Source organism: Calyptranema fuscum S582 (assembly GCF_055793305.1).
On sequence record NZ_JBSLYH010000039.1, the window covers coordinates 1 to 23,051 of the forward strand.

Genomic DNA, 23,051 nt, shown 5'->3' on the forward strand with positions numbered 1-23,051 from the left:
TTGCTGCGCGATCACCCCTGCCATGTTATTGAGCGTGGTGGCGGTGCCTTTGACATCGCCAATGCGCTCTTTCATGTCCAGCGATTGCTGCCACAGCGTCAGGGCGCGATCGATGTCGCCTTGCTGCGCGATCACCCTTGCCATGTTATGGAGCGTGGCGGCGGTGCCTTGGACATCGCCAATGCGCTCTAGAATGTCCAGCGATTGCTGCCACAGAGTCAGGGCGCGATCGATGTCGCCTTGCTGCGCGATCACCCCTGCCATGTTATGGAGCGTGGCGGCGGTGCCTTGGACATCGCCAATACGCTCTAGAATGTCCAGCGATTGCTGCCACAGCGTCAGGGCGCGATCGATGTCGCCTTGCTGCGCGATCACCCCTGCCATGTTATTGAGCGTGGCGGCTTTTACGAGCAGATCATCATCTGGACAGCGATCGAGGGCGTGTTGACAGTGTTGGATTGCCTCCGAGACGAAGCCTAAAACTGACTCGGCACGGGCGATCGTGCCGCAGATGCGATAGTCGTCAAATGTTTCTAAGATCGTCCGGCATAGATTCAGGGCCTCCAGATAGCGGGACTGGTTTACCCAATGATTTGCCAGAGCATCGCCGACGGTGACGGTGATCTCTGAGTCTTTTGCCAATAACCCCAGGCGTACCAGTTCCAGGTGTTGGTCTTCGGTTGGGCTTTCTGCCGCTTGCCACCAACGGCGATAGAGGGTCTGGGCAGCGTTTTGGTAGGTGGTTTGCCACTCCGGTTCGCTCAGCACGGGAGTAAGCAGAGGTGTGAGCAGGGTAGTAACGCGATAGTCGGTGGCGTGGGGGTCGGCGGTCGTAGCGGCTTCGACCAGGCTGAGGGCAAGGAGGCGGGCGAGGGTAGGTGCTGCGTCACCGATCACCTCGTCTACAAGCGATCGCGTCACGGGCAAGCCAAATACACTCAGTTTCGCTAAAATCTGTTGCTCTGCCGTCGTCAGGGCATGAAGCAAGCGTTCTGCCAAGACGTTTTCGCGGAATTTTACCTGGGTTTGTTCGAGTTGCTGAAGTAGGGTGTCGGTATCCAGGTCGGGTTGTTGCAGCAGCTTCAGGAGCCATTCCAGCAAGCGGGGGTTGCCATCGGCAATGGTCAGCACCCGGCGATAGTGGGGATGGTGTTTTAGCTGGGCATAGTCGGGCAGCAAGCGACATTTTTTGTTGATGTCGGCAGCGTTCATCCGGTCGAGCGACTCGATATGCAAGCGATGGGCAGGCAAGGGGCAGTGATAGCGACAGGTGATAATGACGCGGCTAATGGTGAGGGTTGACTGCATGGCAGCAAATAGCGCGGTCAGTAGCTCGTAGGCAGGGGTGATGGGACGCAACGAGCCATCGTCGATGGCAGCCAGAGGAATGTTTTGCTCGAAGTCATCCAACACCAGCAACAAGGGGCAATCGAGCTGATCGATGGCATCAAAAAAGTTTTCCAGTCGTCCTTTGAGCGACAGCGGCTGGTTCAACAATTCTGGAATTTGGGGAAAGCGTTCGTATTGACTAGAAAGCTTGTGCAAGAGCGTGGTTTCGTTCAATACCCCCACCAGCACCACTCGTTGCAGCTGAGGACGCTGTGCCTGCGCCCGACAAAGGTAAACTGGCTGGCAACTTTAACCTGATCGCTGGCATCAAGGAAATCGGCTTCTGCCAGAATCGGCTTGAGTTTTTCTCGCCCCGGTGTGCGCAAGGGGGTGACTAAGTGGGTGAGCGATCGCCCATCGCGATAGACCCGCAGCAAGTGCCAGTCGGGGCAATTTGCCTGAATCATGGCGAATACTGCCGTTTTGATCGCTTGTTCTACTGAATCGCCTGCTGCCAATGCTTTGTAAAGCGCCTGTGCAGCTACAATCGCTGTTTGATCGAGCACCGGACGCGCCCAACCCAACACCATCTGTGCCCCTGCTTTAACCAATGCCTGCGCCATCGAGGGCACACTGCCGCGATCGGGTACCTCGCCCGTATGGCAACCCGACAGAAAAATTAGACGAGGAAAGCGATCGCCAAAGGCACGCGCCAGATCGGGCACGGTGGTCAATTGGATTTGCCCAATATCCGTTTCGGTGAGAAAACAAGGCGTATGGTCGGCGATCGATCGGGGGGGCTGCATCGTAGCTGCCAGCTTGCCATGATCTGTTTGGGTAAAAATCAAACCATGCCCTGTCAGATGAAACACATCAAAATAGCGATCGGGGTAAAACTTGACCAAATTTTCCAATTCTGCCACCGAGCCGCTTTCTTCTACGACCAGCAATAACGGTTGATCTTGGGTCGCTGTAACGATATTGGCTTCTTCTTGCTCATAACTCAGCACGGTTGTCCCTTCTGGTGCGGTCGCCATTAACAACAAATGCAGCGGTCGATTGGCAACTGGGATCACAGGTTCAGACCGCTGTTGCACCACTCGCACCGGGGGCATGGTCAACACCTGCTTGAGTAACAAAAAATTGCCGCCATCATGCAACAATTCCCATGGCAAATGCGCCAACCCCAGAGCAATGCGATCGGTGTTGGCATTCAACCCCTGAAGTTCACTCGCCTGAATCAGATCAAACGTCAGGGTTTGCGGATTGCCCGGATTTAATGCTCGACGTAACCAGCCTTCCGCTCCATCTAACCAGCCATAAAGCTGACGTCCTAAGGCGATCAATGCGTCTGGGATATCTTGCTGCCGTCCGTATACATCAGTCGGTCGCCCAGAATAATAGTGCTGCTCACATTGCTCGATCAGATCGATCAAATTGGCTGGATCCAGGCGACGAGTTTGCTCGCCACAACGCAATTCAAAATGCTGTTGACTCAGGTCAAAGGTAAAGTTTAGGGGCATGGGAATGTGGCGCGCGGGCGGAATGACATAACTTGCAGCCACCCTAACTGATCCGTTTTGTTTCGGCAACTGAAAAATTTCCAACGCTACTCAGGCATGGGAATTTAATAACTCCGATGATGTGTTGTACGGGCGAACGGTCGTTCGCCCCTCCAAACGATTCAATATTCGATCTTATTTAATCCATGATCCTCACTGATGCGGCGAGCGGCGATGATCAATCCTCGCTTAACGCCATCCAACACGGCAATATCGGTGAGATGTCCTGCTGCTTCAAACCCCAATTGCTCAAACATGTTTTTACTGGCGGTGTTGTGGTCAAAATACAGGGCTAACAGGGTGGTAATGCCCAAGCTGGGGCAATGGTGTATCAGCCGCTGAATCAGATACGTGCCATAGCCTCGACGTTGATGAGCTGGGGCAATGTAAATACTGACTTCGGCGGTGGCATCGTAGGCAGGGCGTCCACCATAGAAAGAAGACAGCCCCACCCAGGCAACTATCTCATCGGCAATTTCTAAAACCCACAAGGGGCGAGATTGTGGGTTGTGTTTGGCAAACCATTCCTGCCGACTTTCAACGGTAATCGGTTCGGTATCAGCCGTGGCAGTGCGAGAGGGGATGGAGGCATTGTAAATGGCAACGATAGCAGGTAGATCAGCGGCGATCGCATCTCGAATGTTCATCTTTTTTGGGGGGTGTTGATTGCATTTACAAGTAGTGGTGCAACAGGTCACAGGTCAGTTGTCCTGTTTTTTCCCAGCTAAACTGCTGCGCTCTGGCTAATCCAGCATCGCGGAGCTGCGATCGCAGGTCTGCATTGCTGCCGACTTCTTGCATAGCAGCGGCTAATTCATCGGTGTTATACGGATCGACCAAAATGGCAGCGTCTCCGGCAACTTCGGGCAACGAAGACAGGTTAGAGGTAATTACCGGAGTACCGCACGCCATGGCTTCTAGAACGGGGAAGCCAAAACCTTCCCAGAGGCTAGGAAACACCAGAGCGATCGCCTGGTTGATCAGTCGGGGTAAATCTTCGTAAGGCACATATTCTAAAAACTTCAGCCGCTGAGCAATTCCCAGGTGTTCTGCTTCTGCAATCAAATCTGGGGTGTAGCGTGGATCGGTTGCCCCGGCGATATAAAATTCGTAGTCTAGTTCGCGTGGTAGTTGGGCAAATGCGGCTAACATCCGACGAACATTTTTATGCGGGTCGCTACGTCCGATATATAGAAAATAGTTGTGTGTCGGCAGGTCTAAATATTGGAAATGAGTGCGATCGTAGGCAAGCAGAATTGGCGTAATTTTATGGGCATCGATCTGAAAAAAATCGCTAATATCTCGCGCAGTGGCAGTCGAATTGCAAATGATATGAGCGGATTGGTTTAGAACAGCGGGAATGTAATGACGGAAATAAGGAGTGAGGGGAGAAGTCTTTTTGGGAAAGCGCAGGGGAATCAGATCGTGAACGGTGACGATCGAGCGACAGGACGAAAACAACGGCGCTTCTGGAACCGGAGAAAACAGCAACGTTGCCCCTGCTTTTTTGTAAAGGCTGGGTAGTTGAAACTGTGTCCACAGCAGACGCCTGAGATGTCCGCGAAAGCCACTATTGGCAGCTAGTTTTGCAGAAACCCGTTGATAGTGAAAAGAATCGATTTTTTCGGGGCTGAGTAAGAGGGGAGAGAGCGATCGCAAATGCGGATAAATATTCATCGCATAGGTGGTTAAACCTGTCGCCTGTGCTATTACAAACGAGAGGTTAACCAATAGTGAATGTTTATCGGTCTGCATCGGATCACTCTCATTAGGCTCATTGGGAGTTGCGACTGAGCTTCTTAAAATACTTCACATAAAAGGGTTTGACATTGATGACATAGGCGGGCCATACTTTCCGCTTAGCAAACACTCTCATATGCCCGATGAATCTTCGTAAGAAACTCGTCTTCTGGGCAACAAAATACTTGATATAGCCCGAATACAACGACTTCACATGCAGTGATGTGTAGCTCAGGGTGGGGAGATTGGCATCTTTGGAAAAGATGACGAAAACTTCGTTAGCAAAGACGGGAGAGAAGCCTTGTAGGGTTAACTTCTGCAAAATTCCTCCCAGTTCTTGCTTCATCCCTTTGTGAATGATTGCCCATTGAAACTGAGCATCTTTTAAGACTAAGGGATTGTAGTTTTGAGTTTTCTTTGCAGTTCTGGGGTCTTGACTGGGAACGTTATCGGGAAACTTGAGGCTGAAGATCGTGGGCGCTAGAATTTGTTGATCGGGCAAGAGATTTTTTTGGACAAAATCGACGGTTTCTTGCCAAGCTCGACAATCAAATAAGAAGGAAAACGCAGAAATTTGCTCAACTGAATCCGGCGGGAACACTTGCACTAAATTAAACGCCAACCCGACTGGACGATTATCGGGATTGTTGGGGTCAATCGATTGAGGTGAAATAGTGCGGTTGACCTGAAATACAAGTCTGGCAAATGGTTTGGCAGTGGTCAACGCCGTTTGAGGAATAAATCCCTGGAAAATTGTCGTGGATTCGTCACTATGAAGCGTGATGAATTCAATCGGATAGTCATTAATATGGAGCGTTAGGCTGTCCAAAATGTCTGGGGCAACCGAGTTGATCACCCGAAACTGAACAATCAAATCTTCATCGGATGCGATCGGGAAATCTAAAAATGATAGGGTGCCGGGCCCTGTCCAGCGAAAGGCATCGCCCCGTTCCATACCTTCTTGTAAATGCCACCCACCCCCAGACATCGCTTCTCTAAAGCTAAAAATTAGAGATTTAGTAGGCGCAGAATGTTGTTCAGCGTATCGATGTTCGTAGTGCTTTTCGAGTAGATCGTACACATCCTTGGGACCGGGGTTGGTCATCTTGGGATTGCCATAACGCGCCACTAAATCTTGAATCATCTGGTTATAGCGGGTATCGAAGAGGTCTTCGACAAATTTGTAGAGTCCGATATCCAGCTGGTTCCGTTCGGCGATCGCCTCAATCACATCGGGTTCTAAATCTTCCTGACGCAACTTCTTGGGTGCGACCATAAGATTTTGGTACTCAATCAGCGGGTTCCAGCCAAAGGTATAAGCCAGCAATGCCATTGAATCTTGAAAGCGTTCCGTCAGACCGACAAATGCAAACCGCTCTAGATTTTCTTGTGCCGATTCTTGCCAATCGGGGTGCATAAAATCGGGCAGTTCTCTCTGCAAATTCAGAGAAAGATGACGGGTTTGCGCATTAATAATTCCGGGAACCGTTGGGTCGCAAACGTATTCCTTGAGCGTCATCAATAAGGCTTTTTCGTGAGTCGGGATGCCCTCAGGGCGAGAGGGGCGACACCGCCGCATAAACTCATAACCCGACACAACCCGCTCAATCGGGTTACGCAACATGGTGATGTAGATCGGCTTGCGTGGCAGAAATTTATAGACGTAGTAATAAAAATGACCCCGCAGCAGCTTATATTTGGCTAACTCTTCTCTGGGAATTTGAGTTAATTCGCCCCAAACACGCGCCGGACAAATGTCTTGCTCACTAAACTTACCGTCGATGATAGAAGTGAAGGTTGTTCCAGCGGTTTTCGGAATATGAATAAAACATAGCTGATCGTCTTCCTTCAGTCTGCACTCGATAGACTTACGCTTTACCATTCCCGACAGAACCTCACCCATCTCCTAAAAACGAACCCATTTGACTTAAATCTTGCGTGTCGTGCCTCAGACTATCAGACGCACATGAGACAAGAGACAAGTTCAATAAACTTAATAATCATATCAAATAACGTTAGTTATCTAGACTACAGGTTTAGTACAGATCCAGGCGATCGCTAGTACACCAACTTAAAAGTTTTAGAGGGGGTGGAGGGGGTAAAACCCTCTCTTGGGGTTGTAGCCCCCAAACCCCCATGTTGCAAAATTTTGTGTTTGCAACACTAGATATATCGCTAGATCATGGAAGCACTGGTTTCAATATCGACATTGTTCAAGTCTAATAAATTGCTGCCGCCATCATCAGCCTGGTCATAGACTAAATCTACTCCAGATGCTTTGGAATAGCTGGTGGCAATTTCCCTGGATGAACCAATCATTTTGATCGTGTGATTTTCGATCCACATGGCGCGATCGCAAATTTTGATCACACTGGGAACTGAGTGTGTAACCAAAATCATGGTCACTCCTCTATTTCTAAACTCCATCATCTTATCGAAACACTTTCTTTGGAACTTCATATCTCCGACTCCCAAAATTTCATCAATTAACAAAATTTCAGGATCAAGATGTGCCACAACAGAGAACCCAAGCCTGGCTAACATGCCGCTGGAATAAATCCGAATTGGGCGATCGATGAAGTGACCTAACTCAGAAAACTCAATAATTTCCTCTAACTTTTTCAGGACTTCTCGTTTGGTCAGCCCCATCAAGACACCATTCAAAAGAATGTTTTCTCGCCCTGATAACTCAGCATGAAACCCAGCACCCAATGCCAACAAGGGTGAAATTCTACCCCGAACAAGAACTCTACCTCGACTGGGTCTTAAAACCCCAGCAATTAGACCCAACGTTGTACTTTTACCAGCCCCGTTGCGACCAATAATGCCAAAGCTTTCGCCGCGATACACATCGAAGGAAATATCTCGAAGAACTTCAATAAATTCTTTTGATTTATTTTTTTTACGATTGGGAAGATTGAGAATTACACTCTTTAACCCAATGACGTGTCGCCCTATGGAATACGACTTGCTAACTTGATCAAAACTAACAACGGGCTCTCTCATAAAACCTCAGCAAAGTCTGAAGAAAGCTTGTTATAAACAACGTATCCAATGGATAGGAAAATCAGGGCATAAAGCAGGCTCAGTAGCACAAACGGGATATCTAAAGTCCCATTCATAAATAACTCTCGCCAACTAATCGTTAATGTGCCCGCTGGGTTAAAAGCAACAAAGTTGCGGTATCGATCGGGAATCAATTCTAAGGGGTAGACGATAGGGGTAAGGTAAAACACGAAGCGCATGACAATGTGCGTTAAGCGTTCAAAGTCTCGGACAAAAAGATTGATCGTTCCTAAAAACAGGGATATACCGTAGATCATCACGAGTTGGATGATGAGCAAAATAGGAATGCCATAAATCCATGAGAGAGACGGATAGTGATGATAAAACAGCAAAAACCCAACAATGACGGGAATCGAGAAGACGAAGTGAATCATATGATTCAACGCGATCGCCAGAGATAAAATATTTTTGGGAAAGTTAATCTTTTTAAGAATTGAGGCGTTTCCCAGGAATAGTTTGGGTGAAGAATTGACGGAGTTTGTGAACCACTGCCAGGGAAAAAGACCCGTCATCAAAATTAACGGATAATCTTCTGCCTTAACCTGCATGATCACGCTGAAGACAAAAAAGTAAACCAGCCCAAAGGAAAGGGGATTGGCGATCGACCACAGGTATCCTAAGAACTTATCTTTGTACCTGACTTTAATTTCCTTTTGCAGCAGAACAACGAGTAAGTCTCTATAGTTCTCAAAGTTTCTATGATGTCCAGTGCTTTCAGCCTTTAGCATGTCCAAACTATGTGCTTAAAATCCGTTCCCATCTATCGATATAGCGATACGCATTAGGGTCAGGACGGAGTGCAGGGGTGGAACCCTTGCGTGGGGGCGGTGCCCCCACCCCCCTAATGTCCTAACTGGATTGCGTAGACCCATAGTCTCGCAGAGCGCAAACTGGCAGTTTTGCCACGGGGTGCAAAGGTAGAGACCCTCTGACTGGGGGCACACCCCCCACTCCTTGTCTTAAGCTTTACGGCTAGCGCTATGTCTATCAAAGCATGATGATACTCTACTCCACGAATATGTCAAAATACCTAGTGAGATCTCTGGCAAGGCGATCGCCTTGCCAGGACTGCTTTCTGGCTCTACTCTAGTTGTTCGCGGCTAGAGATCCCCTCTCCGGACGAGTCTGACTCCAGGAGATTTTGCAAACAGGTGGGAATGAAAACAGCAATCATCCATGAGTGGCTTGTGACATATGCTGGCTCAGAGCGGGTTTTTGAGCAGATCTTGAGGCTGTATCCTGCCGCAGACCTATTTAGTCTGGTCGAATTTTTATCTCCAGATCTGCAACCCTTTATCCAGCACCGTTCGGTCACCACCTCATTTATTCAACGTCTGCCGTTTGCCAATCCCCACTTTCGCCAATATTTACCTTTAATGCCGTTGGCAGTCGAGCAATTTGATTTTTCTGACTATGATTTGGTCATTTCCAGTAATCATGCGGTTGCCAAGGGCATTTTGACCCGTGCCGACCAACTCCATATCAGCTATGTTCATACCCCGGTTCGCTATGCCTGGGATTTGCAACAGCAATATTTACAGGGGGCAAAACTAAACTATGGAATCAAAGCCATCGTGGTACAACTGATCTTGCATTATCTGCGGTTGTGGGATGTAGCAACGGCAAATCGGGTTGATCATTTCATTGCCAACTCTCGGTATGTGGCGCAGCGAATTTGGAAAACCTATCGGCGGCACGCCGAGGTAATTTATCCGCCTGTCGATGTCGATCGCTTTCAGGTCAAGACCCAACGCGATGATTTTTACTTTACCCTCTCCCGATTTGTCCCCTATAAACGGGTAGATCTGATTGTGGCAGCTTTTACGCGATTGGGGTTGCCGCTGGTGGTTATGGGCGATGGAGCAGATCGCAAACGAATTCAAGCGATCGCAGGTTCCAATATTCAGTTCTTAGACCCCCAACCCGAAGCCGTTGTAGTGGACTATATGCAACGCTGCAAAGCCTTTGTCTATGCGGCAGCAGAAGATTTCGGCATTTCTATGGTGGAGGCACAAGCCGCAGGCGCACCCGTCATTACCTATGGCAAAGGCGGAGCCACAGAAACCGTTATTTCTGAAAAAACGGGGCTGTTTTTTCCGGAGCAAACGGTGGATAGCCTAGTCGAAACCATACAGAGATTTGCATCTGGGCGGTATGAGTTTGATGCTGAATTATTGAGACTCCATGCTGAAAAGTTTGCAACTAAAACGTTTTGCAGCGAGTTCAGCCAATTTGTCGATCAAAAGTGGACAGATTTTAGGCAAGGCAATGGCATACATTAGATAGCGTGAGGAGTAAAACCTGAGTAATGCAGCTAAACCGCACGTTACACCCTGCCGTTTCGGCTTTGACTATATCTACCCGTTCCTTCCCAACCTTCGTTTTGATGGTCTCCGCAGACCTCTTAGGGCTAACACTTGCCTGTGCCACGAGCATTTATGGCAGACTATTTTTTGATGGTAAGTTTTATCCCAGCCTATATTTACAGCTTTGGCCCGTTTTAGGGCTGTTTATTTTGGCGTATGCCACGGTGGGGTTATATCCGGGTGTTGCCATCAGTCCGGTTGATGAGTTGCGCTGGGTCAGCCTTTCGACCACCCTGATTTATCTGGTGCTGGGTTCCGCTATTTTTTTACGCCGAGAAGGTGAAGTGTATTCCAGGGGCATTTTGGTGGCTGCCTGGATCTTGTCGGTCTTGCTGGTGCTGTTGGCGCGATGGTTTGTCCGACAGATGTTTGCCTCACAAAAGTGGTGGGGCTATCCGGTGATGGTGTTGGGGGCAGGAAGAACAGGTGAAATGGTCATCCGTACGCTCACACGTCGGCCCACGATTGGCTTAAAGCCCGTCATGGTGCTGGATGATGATGACGAGAAATGGGGGTTTCTGCATGATGTGCCTGTGGTGGGAAGTCTGGAACTGGCTCCAGCTCTGGCAAAAACGCGCCATATTCCCTATGCCATTGTGGCAATGCCCGGAGTGCCACGCGATCGCCTGCTCAAGCTATTAGAAACCTATGCTCAAACGTTTGCCCATTTGTTGATTATTCCTGACTTGTTTGGGTTTTCTAGCCTCTGGGTCGAAGCCAAGGATATGGGGGGAGTGCTGGGGCTGGAAGTGCGGCAACAGTTATTGTTGCCCGGTCCCCGCTTGGCAAAATTGCTGATCGATCTGGCATTTACTCTCATCGGGGGATTATTCCTGCTGCCGATCATTCTGGTCATTGCCGTTTTAATTAAATTTGACTCACCGGGTCCTATTTTTTATGGACAAATTCGCATTGGGCATGGGGGCAGATCCTTTAAAGCCTGGAAATTTCGCTCGATGATGCAAGATGCTGACCGGGCACTTAATGACTATCTGACCCGGCATCCAGAGCTCAAAGACGACTGGGAAAAGGATCATAAATTGCGGCGTGACCCGCGTGTAACCCGAGTTGGCAGTTTTTTGCGGCGCACCAGCCTGGATGAGTTGCCACAGTTGTGGAATATTCTGCGGGGGGAAATGAGTCTGGTGGGACCCCGACCGATCATTGACGAAGAAATCTGGCGCTATGGCGATAAGTTCGACTTATACACAAAGGTGACACCGGGCTTGACGGGCTTGTGGCAGGTTTCCGGTCGAAATGACTTACCCTATGACGAACGGGTGAATTTGGATGCCTATTACGTCAGAAATTGGTCAGTCTGGCTGGATGTTTATATTCTGGTGCGGACGGTTTGGGTAGTGGTATCGGGTGAAGGAGCGTACTAAGCAGGCATGGGAACCATGACCCAACCCTTTCGGCTGTTTTGGTGGATCTTACGAGGCAGCCTGGTTGCTTTACCCTATGTGTCTTATGTGGGTGCAGCAGGGGTTGTTAGTGTGATGGTCTTTTTGCTGGCTACCTTTAAAAAAACGGCACTTGATCCATTAACGCGGCGGGGTGTCGTGCTGATCAGTGGGTTGTTGATGGCAAGCGTCGTGTCGGCAGTGGATCGGGGCGAAGCATTTTTGCAATTGGCAAATTTTTTGCCTTTTTTGCTCTGTTTTGCAGTGCTGCCTTTGATGCTGCGTGGTGTGGAGCAGTTAGAACAGGTGGCGTTGGGTCTGGTGTTTGCCGCACTCCCAATCAACCTCATCAGCATTTTTGAGTACATGCTCAAAGTGCCCTGGATGCCGCGTACGATTCGCCGTATCCCGTTTATTGCCTGGGTGCGATCGGCACCGCATAAGGGTCGGGCGATGGTGATGTTTGATCATCCTAATGCCCTTGCCAGTTACCTGGTATTAATGTTGGGCTTGGGTTTGGGGTTGTTGCTGTATCATGCCAACCGTCCATCAGAGAACCCGTCTCCAGCGATCGCCCGTCGGGGGTTAGAACTGCCCCTAACGTCCTCCTCTAAAGATTTCACAGGCACTTCCTCTCGGGTAAAGGCATCCAGTCAGGGCAGAGCTAACTTTATCAGGACTACACTGGCGGACGTCTGGAAACGCTGGCATACGGTGCTGTTGGCAATAGCAACCTTTTCTAACCTGATCGGGATTTTTTGTTCGGGTTCGCGCAATGGTTTAGTTATTGCGATCGCCCAGGTGCTGGTCTTCAGTCTTCTGGTACGAGGCAACCGATTGATTTTGTGGGCAGGCATTTTAAGCCTGATCGCGTTTGTCGGCGGAGCTGTTGTGTTGGGAATTGGCGGACGTTCTCTGGCGATCGCCAACTGGACGGATGACCCCAGGGTGAGGATCTGGCAAATTGCCCTGGAACTGATTCGCCAACGTCCCTGGCTGGGCTGGGGTTTGGGCAATTACAAAATTATCTACCCTGCTTTTCCCCACGACCCCATCTACGATGTGGTATTTCATGCCCACAATTTCTGGCTGTTAATGGCATCAGAAGCCGGAATTCCAGTGGCGATCGCGTTTACTCTGCTGGTCGGTTATACCTGCTATCGGGCAGTGCGGTTGCTGGTGTTCAACAAACTGGCAGTATGGGATCGCAGCGTACTGTTAGCCTATCTTCTGGGGTTTTCGGGGTGTATTGCCTTTGCCTTTTTTGACGTGACTTTTTATGATGCCCGCACCAATATTGTCAATTGGGTCTTGTTGACCGGGATTTACACGTTTACTCAGATCCGGTTTGAAGATTCCACCCGACCTAATTTTGTTTGAGAGAGCGATGGCTCTGCCATCGCTCTCTCAAACAATCCTTATATGTCTGGATTAGTCGTGGGTGTCTGTCATGGCTTCTTCGATCGCCTGCTGGATTACCAGACGTTGCTCGGCGTCATATCCCCAACGAGTGAGAAAGGTTTGATAGTCGCCGATGCCAGTGGTGGCACTTTCGTGTAATTTTTGAGATTTTTCGGCGATCGCAGGTAGCTGCAAACGCTGAATCAGTTGGGTTGTGCGCGATCGCACGCGGTCTGAGCCTTGCGCCATGTCTTCGTGCTCGTTGCGGCGATGGGTAATTGCCATCGCTGACGACATTGCCAGGTTCTTGACCAGCAACTCTGCCACAATATCCGGTGAGGTTTTTAGGGCAGCCAGGACAGTTTCCGTTGGATGGTCGGCAGGCGATTCTTCTTCCGTCAGATAGGTGACAAAAAATCCGCGTGCGCCGTTTTCAGTTGAAACCAGGGTGGCGATCGCCTCTTCAATCTCTGTGTCTGATAAATGACCCTGCTGCATCTGGGTAAGTAGCGATTGACTAATGGCGATCGCCTCTTCAAACGTGATGGATTCAGAATCAAGGGATGTAGGGTCTGTCATGCGTCATCTGTTCCTCATGCACTTTTGTTGGGCTGTTCGGTATCTCCACCCAGTTTTATCGAACCCATAACTCAGGGAATACCTGATTGGGCTGAATAACCTTAGCTTACTTTTGTTCCAGAGTAACTGTTTGTTGGGGTTAAGGATCTGCGGTTTTGTAAGGTTAGATTTTTGGTTGTGTGCCGCGCTCCGCGCGGCACACAACCAAAAATCTGCGGCTGAAGCGATTGAAAATTGCTGTAAAGAGTGTAGATGTAATCAAACCAAAGGTTTATTTGATGGTTGAACAGGGAGTCAGATGACGGATTGGGATCGGAAATCCCCGCATCTCATACAACCCTCTTAATTTGTCTATGAATTAATAAAGCTGAGATAAAAAAGTGAGTTGACGCCTGAATTTCTCATCCTTTATCTATGAAGTTAGTGCTATTTTGTAAAGAAGCCAATTTTCGTATCAAGATTAACAAATACCTGGACTGGATTAAGTACAGGTTAACAATTGGGTGAGCAAAGATAGGCAGGGTGATCTGAGGTTTAATCCGTTCGTAGCCGATCTAAAACTCATATGAGTTTGAGGCATTTCTAAGTAGGTGGTCATAATTAAACAAAAATCTTAAAACTCTGCGCTGTTTGCTAAGGATCGTGGATTTAGTGAAACCGAAAATTTATGTTTGGAAGCGCGGCGGAGCCGCGCTTCCAAACATAAACGTCCGGGTTTTAATTAATTTGTGATCCTAAGCAGATAGCACGAGACTTTAGCTCTGGGTTTAATTATGGCGAGTTCCTGACCCGTTCAAACCGTTTATTGAATTGACACCTTGGGTTTTGTGGTTAGTATTCTTAGACCAACGGCTTCACCGTCTTCAAGCACATGTTCTCCGCCCATGCCATTTCAGAATTTGAATCTAGAGTCGGTTCTGAAGGAACTTCCGTTACAAGATTATCAAGTGGAATTGCATCACTTAGGGAAGGAAGTCGCCAGGGCGTTAGATCAAAATCCTTTATTACCGGGCGTTATTCTGACGAAAGCAGGTGAACTGGTCGGCATGATTTCTCGTCGCCGTTTTTTGCAGCAGATGAGTCGTCCTTACAGTTTAGAACTGTTTATGAAGCGATCGCTGGAGGTTTTGTACCCCTTTGTTCGCACTGAGATCGTGATTTATTCAGGCAATGCATCGATTGTCTCGATTGCTCATGAAGCCTTACAGCGATCGCCCGAATTGTTGTATGAACCGATTGTGGTTGAAATAGAACCGCAGGTGTATCGCTTGCTCGATTTTCATCAATTGCTCGTTGCCCATGCCCAAATTCATCAATTGGCACAACAAGTCATTCGAGAGAAAACTGAGGCACAGGTGATTCAAACGGAAAAGATGGCAAGTTTAGGACGGATTATTGCCAGTGTTGCCCACGAAATTCTGAACCCGGTTAATTTTATTTCAGGAAACCTCAATTATTTAGGGAGTTACAGTCAAGATTTAATTGATTTATTGATGGCTTACGAACAAGAAAATCCTCATCCATCTGACACCATTGCAAAACTTAGAGACAAAATTGGGTTAGAGTTTGTCCTTCAAGATTTGCCTCGAATTATTGACAGTGTGAAAATGGGGTCTGAACGATTAAAAACGATTGTGAATGGGTTGCGCAATTTTTCTCATATGAATGAGAGCGATCGCAAATTAATTGATATTCACCAATGCATCGATAACACACTGCTTATTTTAAATAGCCGGATCAAAGGGCAGATCGAAATTGTTAAAAATTATGGAACTTTGCCTCTGATTCATTGTTATTCTGGGCAACTGAACCAGGTTTTTATGAATATCATTAGCAATGCTATTGATGCCTTAGTAGATAAGCTGGAACAGCAAAAACTTTCTCCAGCAGAATTACTGGTCGCGCTGAAAGATACCGATCACCATTCCCGCTGGCAACCGCAGATTACGATTACGACTGCCGTAACAATGGCGATCGCAAATACGCCTGATCAGGTCAGCATCCGCATTGCCGACAATGGTTCTGGGATTCCGGCGGATATTCGCACCCAAATCTTTGAAACTTTTTTTACAACCAAGCCTGTGGGTAAAGGGACTGGCTTGGGCTTAGCCATCAGTCGGCAAATTGTTGTCGATAAGCACGGAGGAACGCTCCATCTAGAAACGGAGATGGGCAAAGGAACCGAATTTGAGATTTGTATTCCTTTTTAAGTGCCTATCAGCTTTTATATAGCGATCCTGAGTCAGTTGTGAGAGCGCCCGCCCTTCGGGCGGGCGCTCTCACAACCGATCATTTTTACAAATCAAATAGGATTGCTATAGCAATCGAGTGTTGATTAAGGATAAAAGTTGTGTGGGAACCCGCGCGGAGCGCGGGTTCCCACACAACCTCCTAAATTCATTCCCGTGAAGCCGGAAGATAAGCATCGGGTTTGGGATGAAACCGTGGATGCAAAAGTCTTTCAACGGGTTGATCGCCTTTTAAATGCTGTTCAACAATGTCGGGCACGTCAGCTGGTTTAACGTGACAATACCAGGTGCTATCGGGCATCACCTGCACCGTTGGTCCAGAGGCACATTGCCCCAAGCAATCACTCCCCGTAGCAAACACACCCGGTACCTGGATGGCTTGAAATGAGGCTAACACTTCCTCAGAACCGCTACGAACGCACGAGCGATTTTGGCAGATCAGGACACAACGCCGCTTTGCAGCTGGAGTTTTAGGGTGAGAATTTATATTCACAAGTCAGTTTTATCAAAAACGAAGCGGCTATTTGTCCTAAAAAGAGGCTTATTTTGCCCCAACCCAACGATTTAGAAAAGAGTTGACGGATTGTTTGAGCCAACGCCGCCGTTGCCATTTCTGAAAAGAGTCTTCATAGTCTTCTCCTTTCAACCGGAAGGTTTTCCAGGCATTGAGCGACAGGATTAATCCGCAAATCAAAAAGATAAACCGTGACCAGGAGATAGCACCACTCGTTGCAATATCTAAAACCAAAACAAACGCATTGAAGATTAAAAGTTTGGTGGCACTTTGCCAAAATTTATCGCGACGGTACAGATCAAAGGCACGTTGTTCTTTGGCTGTGCCTTGCAGGGTCAACCATTCTTGCTCAGCCAGGTTTAAGTCGGCGCGCGAAATCCCCATTTCGTCAGCGATTTCTAAAAGTTGGACGCGGGTTAGTTCTTCAGCATCAGCCTGACGAGCGATCGCCAATTGGAGAATTTGCTGTACTTCTTCCTGACGATAAAACTCAGCCATGATCCAATTTGCCTCCCGATTAAGCGGTGCCCTCTTCTCTATTATGCGAAACTTGGCAAAAAATGGCGGGTACTTCAGTCTCATTTAAGCGGATGAGCATTTGCCTGATGGATCAGTACAACATTAAACCCCACACTTTTTATGGGAGCGTGCGGCGGAGCCGCACGCTCCCATGAAAAATATTCAAGTTATTTTTATGACGATTCCATCGATCTCTTGCCCCAAAATTGACACTTTTCAGGATCAAAATGGGAAATACTAATGGCTCATCATCGATTGGGATGCAATGCGCTCCTGATGTCTCACCCCACGTCAGGGAAATTGCATGTCAAAGCAATGTCAATGGCAACCGTTCCGATGGCATTGCTGCTAAATCTTGCATGAATTTGCCAGTGCATCTGAAAAGCTCATTGGCAAATTTATAGCCAAAACCGGCAATGCTTAACTGGTAATCCTTCGTTGCTGGGCACAATTAATTGGGAGGTATTACACATTTTGAGATGCCCCCATCTGAATGTCATACGTTCAGATTCGCTGTTGATAGCAGGTTGTTATCAGTTGGGACGGGGTGCAGACGTTTTACTCCTGCGTAGGGGCACTTTCCCCAGACCCCAAGGTGGCAAAATTTAGTATCTACAACCCTAGAACTAGTGTTGCAAACACAAAATTTTGCAACATGGGGGGTTGGGGGCTGCGCCCCCAAGAGGGGGTTTTACCCCCTCCACCCCCTCTAAAACTTTTAAGTTGGTGTACTAGACCATGTCAAAATTCATAGACTTATTCATACTGCGTCTGTAGTATTCTTTTTTCAGTTGTCCCAGTCGTTATCAAAGCTAGGCTCAGTTAGAAACAGAAGGCATAACCCCCATATTGCCTCTATTGTTGATCGTATGGCGATCGCTATACAGCACAGCTAACCCCCCTTAGCTAGCTGACTGACCCACCAGCATGACCCATGGATTGATGCGCTATTCATTAGTCTGTAACCAATTGCTGCCATCTGTAGGAACCTAATCACGTATTTTCAATTCATGGCAAAAATTCTGGTGATTGAAGATGAACGTCTAGTTCGCACCAATATTATCGACTTACTGAAAGCTGAGGGATTTGATGTCATTAGCGCTGGCAATGGTCAGACTGGGCTACAGTTAGCGCAAGAGCATATCCCCGATCTAATTATCTGCGATGTCATGATGCCTAAGTTAGATGGGTTTGAGGTACTGAAGATTCTCAGTCAAAACCATCAAACCGTCGCCATTCCTTTTATCTTTTTAACCGCCAGAGCCGAGCGGGATAATTATCGGATGGGAATGGAGCTAGGCGCTTGTGATTATTTGACCAAACCCTTTACTCGTGGCGAGTTGTTAGGGGCGGTGAATGCCCAGCTAAAGCGCCGAGAGTTATTTATGCAACTCTACCAAACAGAGCGTCAGCAAGCGACGTCGTTAGAATGCCAACTGAAAGACATCAGGCAATTTTCAGATGCTAAAGATTTACTATTAAACAATCTCATTAGCGAATTACGAGAACCGCTATCCAATATTAATATCGCCATTCAAATGCTGAAGGAGGCAGCGTCTGAAGAACAACGCGATCGCTATCTTAAAGTTTTGCAAGAAGAATTTGTGCGTGAGATTAACTTGCTCAATCAAGTGTCAGAACTTCAAGAGCTGTTAACGCCTGGGAATGTTCGGCTGTTACGTCAATTTAACTTGTTGCAAAATAATAAAAGCCCTTCATCCTCGGACATTTAGGAGTATCTAAATTATGCCGAAGATTTTGGTCATCGAAGATGAACACTCTCTTCGCGTTAATATTACTGCCTTACTCAATGTAGAAGGTTTTCAAACCATTGAGGCAGAAAATGGTCGAATTGGGTTGCAACTGGCTCAAGAGCATCAACCTGATTTGATTATTTGCGATGTCATGATGCCGGAGATGGACGGGTTTACCGTACTGCAATTGCTGCGTCAGAAATTTTCCACCGTTATGGCACCCTTTATTTTTCTGACTGCCAAAACGGATAAGGCAGATTTTCGGCAGGGGATGGAGATGGGAGCCGATGACTATGTGACCAAACCGTTTACCCGAAGTGAATTGCTAGGTGCGATTAGAACCCGATTAGAACGACATGCAGGCATTCAAACGTTAAGCCAAAAGGTTCAAGAGCTAGAAGCGTCTAACCTGATCAAAGATGATTGGCTAAACATCGTGACGCACGAATTACGCAATCCGTTAACCAACATTCTCATGATTGCTGAAATTTTGCAGGGAGGCTCTGACCCCAGTAAACAGCAGACTTATCTTGACCTACTGCATGGCGAATGCACGCGGGAAATTGAGTTAATTAATGATTTATTAGATTTACAACGCTTAGATGCGGGGATCAATCAAGACATCCTGGAAGTATTAGACCCTCGACACTGGATTCCGGCGATCGCAGAACCCTTTCAAGCCCGTGCCCAGAGCCGAGAACAAACGTTTCGGATGGCAGTAGATGATAATTTGCCGATTTTGCTAACTGACAGTGCCATCTTGCAACGCATCTTATCTGAATTGCTCAACAATGCTTGCAAATATACTCCGCCGGGAGGTCTGATTGCCTTAGAAGCCTATGGCAAGGTGCTGCCGATGGCACATCATTCAGATGCGCCTGACGGCGTGACCATTGCCGTCGGTAATAAAGCAGAAATTCCCGATACAGCCTTATCACGGGTGTTTGATCGGTTTTATCGGGTGCCTGGAGGCGATCGCTGGCAACAGGGCGGCACAGGTCTGGGGTTGACGTTGGTCAAGAAAATGACTGAAAAACTGAACGGGCGTATTGATGTCAGCAGCCAACAAGGATGGACGCAATTTACAATCAAACTACCATCTCAATGTCTAACGCAAATTGGCGTGATTTAATCAGGTGGGGTTCAAAAAAATCACTCATCCATCGCCACATCAATAATGGCAGCCCTGGAAATGTAATGATTTTTTGTGGCGCGGGCGACGCCCGCGCCACAAAAAATCATTACAGGAACACCACTACCCATCAATGAGCCAGATGTTGCTTTTCTCCACTCGTTATGGCAACGTTTCTAGCACACCGATCTACATGCAGGTGCCGTAATTGTGAATTTCCCACCGCCTCAGCCTACGCCTCAATCGTCAGATATTCAAGTTCTTGAACGGACGTTGGGGATCCGTATTTTGCTGATTGAAGATAACCACAATAACCGTATGTTGTTGGGAGATTATCTCAGTTTGTGTGGTTATCAGGTACGCGCATTAGCCGATGGTATGGGCTTGGGTGAAGTGCTATCGTGTTTTCAGCCCCATCTGATCTTGCTAGATCTAAAATTACCGAAGATTGATGGATATACCATATTACAAATGCTACAAGACCAGGCAGAGTGGTCGCAAATCCCTGTCATTGTGGTATCTGCTATGGCGTTCCGCGAAGATCAGCAACGAGCGTTTGAGCTAGGCGCACGTCAATATCTGGTCAAACCCATCAAGCTGGCTAATTTGCGCAAAGCGATCCACGAGGAATTTCATCGGTCGGTCACGTCTGAAGATTTAACGCCCTAAGCGCAGCTCGGGAGCATTGGGTTTTCGTGCTTGATGATCCCGAAATTTTGCGCCGCTGTAGATCCCTGATGTTTGAAGAGCAACACCTTATTAAGCTCTATTGCTGTTCTGAAATAAAGCTTTCAATCGTAAAGCTAAGAGTTTGAGTAGAGGTGCCAATTTCTAAGACTCTAGTTTCTACTTCAAGGGCTAATTGGGCGATCGCATCGACAACGTCATTGGATGGATCGAGCGATCGCACCCGAATTTGGATCTGAGATGCTAATAAATTAACGGTTTGCAGTTGATTTAAAATCTCGTCGATCGCATTTCGATACTGTGTTTCAAACTCTTCTAAATCCATTCGTCTACCTATTTAAAACCTGAATATGGCAATGGCAATTTCCCTCAACTTCTGAATCGAAGCGAGTTTGAGGAATATAGCTTTACGTAGTCACGTTAGGACGTTGGGATGTGAGGTGGTGCCCCACGCAGGGGTTTTACCCCTGCACCCCGTTCTAACCTAAGTGCGTAGCACTATACGACAACTGAAAAATCTGGGGGTATGTCAGAGAGGGTGGATCAAGTGGATGTTCTAAAGCCACTGGGGCACTACACTACAACTCTCAACACAATTTGAAATCGAACCTCAATTCCTGGCATTAATTTCTAATATGCCGGCACATCCGTATAAAACCAAATTGCTGTGTATTTTTATACATTAATAATAACGCAACTATTTAGGCTGCAATATACGGGAAATCATGGAATTAAGTAGATTTATCATAAGAATTTCACGTATAAAAACGTAGGCGAAAAATGAATAGATGATTTTTTATACTCACTTTTTATCGGGTAGTGATATTCATGGAATGATTTTTTAGGATTACCTTCTATCGCGCTGTGCGGGTTGATGAGAAGCAGTGTTGTGGGGCGCGGAGCGCCCCACAACACTGTTTCTGTGCTTATTAACCAACTTGCACACTGCTAATCGCTGTGGCTCATCCTATTCAATTGGTTTTAATGCTCTGATTTGAGTTGCCAATTGGCAGATCATTTTTGAGAGCCTTACTCCGCGCGGCTCTCAAAAAAGTGATAGTCCCAGAAATGTAATGATTTTTTGTGGCGCGGGCGACGCCCGCGCCACAAAAAATCACTGCATAAATACCATTACTCAAAACGTCATGGTTTCTAATGGTGTAAGGCTTCTAAAGGGTGAACGGTGTGAGTTCGATGTTGTTCCATTGATGTTGGAATCGTTCTGTAATAAAGGGACGAATTACAAATTTTGGGGGTGTCCCTGGACACACGTCAATTCGCAAAAAGGAATAGGGGCGTCGTGCTTGAAATGCGTGTCCACTCTTGCCAATAAAAAACTGCGATCGCGCCACTGGGCGAACTGATTTATCTGATGCTAACGGGAATAATTCCTTCAGTTCTTCGCCTTCTTTACGCTGGCGACGGAGACTAAAGCCACCACCACCGCAGATTAACCAGTTCATATGGGCATCGCCATGTCCGGTGGCTAAAGTTCGAATGGATTCTAAACAATGAGCGTGACCGCAGAGCACTAAATCAGCGACAGGGCGATCGCCTTTGACCGCTTTTATGACAGCGTTGACTTTATCAAATACCTGACGCAGTTGATGACGAACGGCGAGCGTTTGTGATTGATCCCATTTGGTCGCTTCCGTAACGTAGGGGGGGTGATGCAGATATAAGATTCGCCCTCGAACATCAGGGTCGTGCCAGGACTCGATCAAACGCTGTTCCAGCCATTCCAACTGCTCGACATCAACATCGGGATCAACCTTAGCCATCAATTGCTTATTGATATCTAATTTCTGCTCATCAATTTGCTCTATCTTGGCTCGCAAATCACTCAGCTGGTCTGCTTCATCGGGTCGATTGGGATTCAGTTTCTGAGCCGCATCGAGAATACTTTGTTTTTGTTGCTCTAACTCGATCTGCTGAGTTTCTAACGCCTGCCGAAACTTGACGCCTTCAGAATCTTGAGGGATGGCTTGGGGTGCATTAAACGTGTTGGAATCGAGGGCAAAAAAGTCGATGCCCCCATAGCGAAAGGTGTAATATCGATTGGGTAAACGGGTGAAGTGCCCTGGTTGGTAGCGCAAAGCATATCCCGTCGATGTTTTAGCCGTATAGTGCTGATTCAAATGCTGATTCAGGGCATCAGGCGTTTTAAAGTGGTTCAAACAATCAAGAAATGCCTGGGCATAGGCTTCTCCTTGATAAGACCCATGCCAACCAATGTCAAAGTCGAGCCGAAAACGAGCTAAACGCCTCAGGGGCAACGTTGCACCCGTAAGTAATCCTTGAAAGGGGGGTAAGTCGTAGTAGTCGTGGTTGCCCAACACCGGCAAAATGGGTTTTTGAAACACCATTTGGCTATGGATAATGCGCTCTGGGTGTTCACCGCCTACCAACCATTCTTTGTAGGGCTTGATGAAGTTATCGAGATAGTATTCGCTAGAACCCACGAGATATACTACATCTCCGGTATGCAGGGTGAAGCGACAATCGTCCAGATGGGAGAGCATGTGCTGCGCCACTTGCCGCTGGGGATTGTGATGGTGTTCGGGACCCGCCCCTGTATCTCCGATCACCAAAAAAGAAAATTCGGGTTGGTCGTTTTGATCGTCATCAATGACGAGTTGGGTTTGGTCAATTCCACGCTCTAGAATAGGAGCGCTGCGCCACTTTATCCGTTGCTGCATTTTACGGATTTTGACCGGAATCAAGGGGTCAGAGACAAACTGCACAGCCGA

The 23,051-nt window shown here is 47.6% G+C and carries 20 protein-coding genes; 8 read left to right on the plus strand and 12 right to left on the minus strand.

Annotated features, from left to right (window positions below):
* From ACR6Z4_RS22755 to ACR6Z4_RS22785, 7 genes are all read right to left on the minus strand, one after another.
* A partial coding sequence (locus ACR6Z4_RS22755; RefSeq protein WP_479719617.1) for a tetratricopeptide repeat protein occupies positions 1–1,572 on the minus strand: 1,572 nt, incomplete at its 3' end.
* Positions 1,560–2,894, minus strand: coding sequence for a CHAT domain-containing protein (locus tag ACR6Z4_RS22760; protein WP_479719618.1), 1,335 nt, complete (start codon positions 2,892–2,894; stop codon positions 1,560–1,562). The genes ACR6Z4_RS22755 and ACR6Z4_RS22760, both read right to left, overlap by 13 nt.
* Positions 2,895–3,013: 119 nt before the next feature.
* On the minus strand, positions 3,014–3,538 hold the full coding sequence (locus ACR6Z4_RS22765; RefSeq protein ID WP_479719619.1) for an N-acetyltransferase family protein: 525 nt from the start codon (positions 3,536–3,538) through the stop codon (positions 3,014–3,016).
* A gap of 25 nt (positions 3,539–3,563) precedes the next feature.
* Positions 3,564–4,646, minus strand: coding sequence for a glycosyltransferase family 4 protein (locus ACR6Z4_RS22770; RefSeq protein ID WP_479719620.1), 1,083 nt, complete (start codon positions 4,644–4,646; stop codon positions 3,564–3,566).
* A gap of 19 nt (positions 4,647–4,665) precedes the next feature.
* Complete coding sequence (locus ACR6Z4_RS22775; RefSeq protein WP_479719621.1) at positions 4,666–6,513, minus strand: sulfotransferase family 2 domain-containing protein; 1,848 nt, start codon at positions 6,511–6,513, stop codon at positions 4,666–4,668.
* A gap of 293 nt (positions 6,514–6,806) precedes the next feature.
* Positions 6,807–7,637: an ABC transporter ATP-binding protein gene (locus ACR6Z4_RS22780; RefSeq protein ID WP_479719622.1), complete on the minus strand. Its 831-nt coding sequence runs from the start codon at positions 7,635–7,637 to the stop codon at positions 6,807–6,809.
* Complete coding sequence (locus ACR6Z4_RS22785) at positions 7,634–8,425, minus strand: ABC transporter permease (RefSeq protein WP_479719623.1); 792 nt, start codon at positions 8,423–8,425, stop codon at positions 7,634–7,636. The genes ACR6Z4_RS22780 and ACR6Z4_RS22785 overlap by 4 nt, the downstream gene beginning before the upstream one ends.
* Before the next feature lie 429 nt (positions 8,426–8,854).
* On the opposite strand from ACR6Z4_RS22785, the gene ACR6Z4_RS22790 reads away from it, so the two are divergent.
* Genes ACR6Z4_RS22790 through ACR6Z4_RS22800 form a run of 3 tightly spaced genes read left to right on the plus strand, consistent with a single transcriptional unit; the run spans position 8,855 to position 12,846 of the window.
* Positions 8,855–9,979: a glycosyltransferase gene (locus tag ACR6Z4_RS22790; RefSeq protein ID WP_479719624.1), complete on the plus strand. Its 1,125-nt coding sequence runs from the start codon at positions 8,855–8,857 to the stop codon at positions 9,977–9,979.
* 26 nt (positions 9,980–10,005) lie between these two features.
* Positions 10,006–11,448: an undecaprenyl-phosphate galactose phosphotransferase WbaP gene (gene wbaP, locus ACR6Z4_RS22795; protein ID WP_479719625.1), complete on the plus strand. Its 1,443-nt coding sequence runs from the start codon at positions 10,006–10,008 to the stop codon at positions 11,446–11,448.
* 15 nt (positions 11,449–11,463) lie between these two features.
* Positions 11,464–12,846: an O-antigen ligase family protein gene (locus ACR6Z4_RS22800; RefSeq protein ID WP_479719626.1), complete on the plus strand. Its 1,383-nt coding sequence runs from the start codon at positions 11,464–11,466 to the stop codon at positions 12,844–12,846.
* A 51-nt stretch (positions 12,847–12,897) separates the two neighbouring features.
* Here the strand turns inward: ACR6Z4_RS22800 and ACR6Z4_RS22805 are convergent, their stop codons facing one another.
* A complete protein-coding gene (locus ACR6Z4_RS22805) occupies positions 12,898–13,446 on the minus strand; it encodes a hypothetical protein (protein ID WP_479719627.1) in 549 nt (182 codons plus the stop codon).
* Positions 13,447–14,330: 884 nt separating this feature from the next.
* Between ACR6Z4_RS22805 and ACR6Z4_RS22810 the strand changes: the two genes are divergently transcribed.
* Entirely contained in the window at positions 14,331–15,656 is a 1,326-nt protein-coding gene (locus ACR6Z4_RS22810) for a sensor histidine kinase (protein ID WP_479719628.1), read from the plus strand.
* A gap of 187 nt (positions 15,657–15,843) precedes the next feature.
* On the opposite strand, the gene ACR6Z4_RS22815 is transcribed toward ACR6Z4_RS22810, so the two are convergent.
* Both ACR6Z4_RS22815 and ACR6Z4_RS22820 read right to left on the minus strand, forming a co-directional pair.
* Positions 15,844–16,188, minus strand: a complete 345-nt coding sequence (locus ACR6Z4_RS22815) for a (2Fe-2S) ferredoxin domain-containing protein (protein ID WP_479719629.1) — start codon at positions 16,186–16,188, stop codon at positions 15,844–15,846.
* 48 nt (positions 16,189–16,236) lie between these two features.
* The gene (locus ACR6Z4_RS22820; RefSeq protein WP_479719630.1) at positions 16,237–16,707 is read right to left on the minus strand and encodes a 2TM domain-containing protein; all 471 of its coding nucleotides are present in this window, start codon (positions 16,705–16,707) and stop codon (positions 16,237–16,239) included.
* Between the two features lie 261 nt (positions 16,708–16,968).
* Between ACR6Z4_RS22820 and ACR6Z4_RS22825 the strand changes: the two genes are divergently transcribed.
* The 4 genes from ACR6Z4_RS22825 (at position 16,969) to ACR6Z4_RS22840 (ending at position 20,283) form a co-directional block, all read left to right on the plus strand.
* Positions 16,969–17,091: a hypothetical protein gene (locus ACR6Z4_RS22825; protein ID WP_479719631.1), complete on the plus strand. Its 123-nt coding sequence runs from the start codon at positions 16,969–16,971 to the stop codon at positions 17,089–17,091.
* Positions 17,092–17,738: 647 nt separating this feature from the next.
* On the plus strand, positions 17,739–18,461 hold the full coding sequence (locus ACR6Z4_RS22830) for a response regulator transcription factor (protein WP_479719632.1): 723 nt from the start codon (positions 17,739–17,741) through the stop codon (positions 18,459–18,461).
* 13 nt (positions 18,462–18,474) lie between these two features.
* Complete coding sequence (locus tag ACR6Z4_RS22835; protein ID WP_479719633.1) at positions 18,475–19,614, plus strand: hybrid sensor histidine kinase/response regulator; 1,140 nt, start codon at positions 18,475–18,477, stop codon at positions 19,612–19,614.
* A gap of 210 nt (positions 19,615–19,824) precedes the next feature.
* Positions 19,825–20,283, plus strand: coding sequence for a response regulator (locus tag ACR6Z4_RS22840; RefSeq protein WP_479719634.1), 459 nt, complete (start codon positions 19,825–19,827; stop codon positions 20,281–20,283).
* Positions 20,284–20,380: 97 nt separating this feature from the next.
* Here ACR6Z4_RS22840 and ACR6Z4_RS22845 read toward each other — a convergent pair whose 3' ends face one another.
* Together ACR6Z4_RS22845 and ACR6Z4_RS22850 are read right to left on the minus strand one after the other, a co-directional pair.
* Positions 20,381–20,626 carry a hypothetical protein gene (locus tag ACR6Z4_RS22845; protein WP_479719635.1) on the minus strand — a complete coding sequence of 82 codons (246 nt, stop codon included), beginning with the start codon at positions 20,624–20,626 and terminating at the stop codon, positions 20,381–20,383.
* 844 nt (positions 20,627–21,470) lie between these two features.
* On the minus strand, positions 21,471–23,045 hold the full coding sequence (locus ACR6Z4_RS22850; RefSeq protein ID WP_479719636.1) for a metallophosphoesterase: 1,575 nt from the start codon (positions 23,043–23,045) through the stop codon (positions 21,471–21,473).
* Between the last annotated feature and the right edge of the window lie 6 nt (positions 23,046–23,051).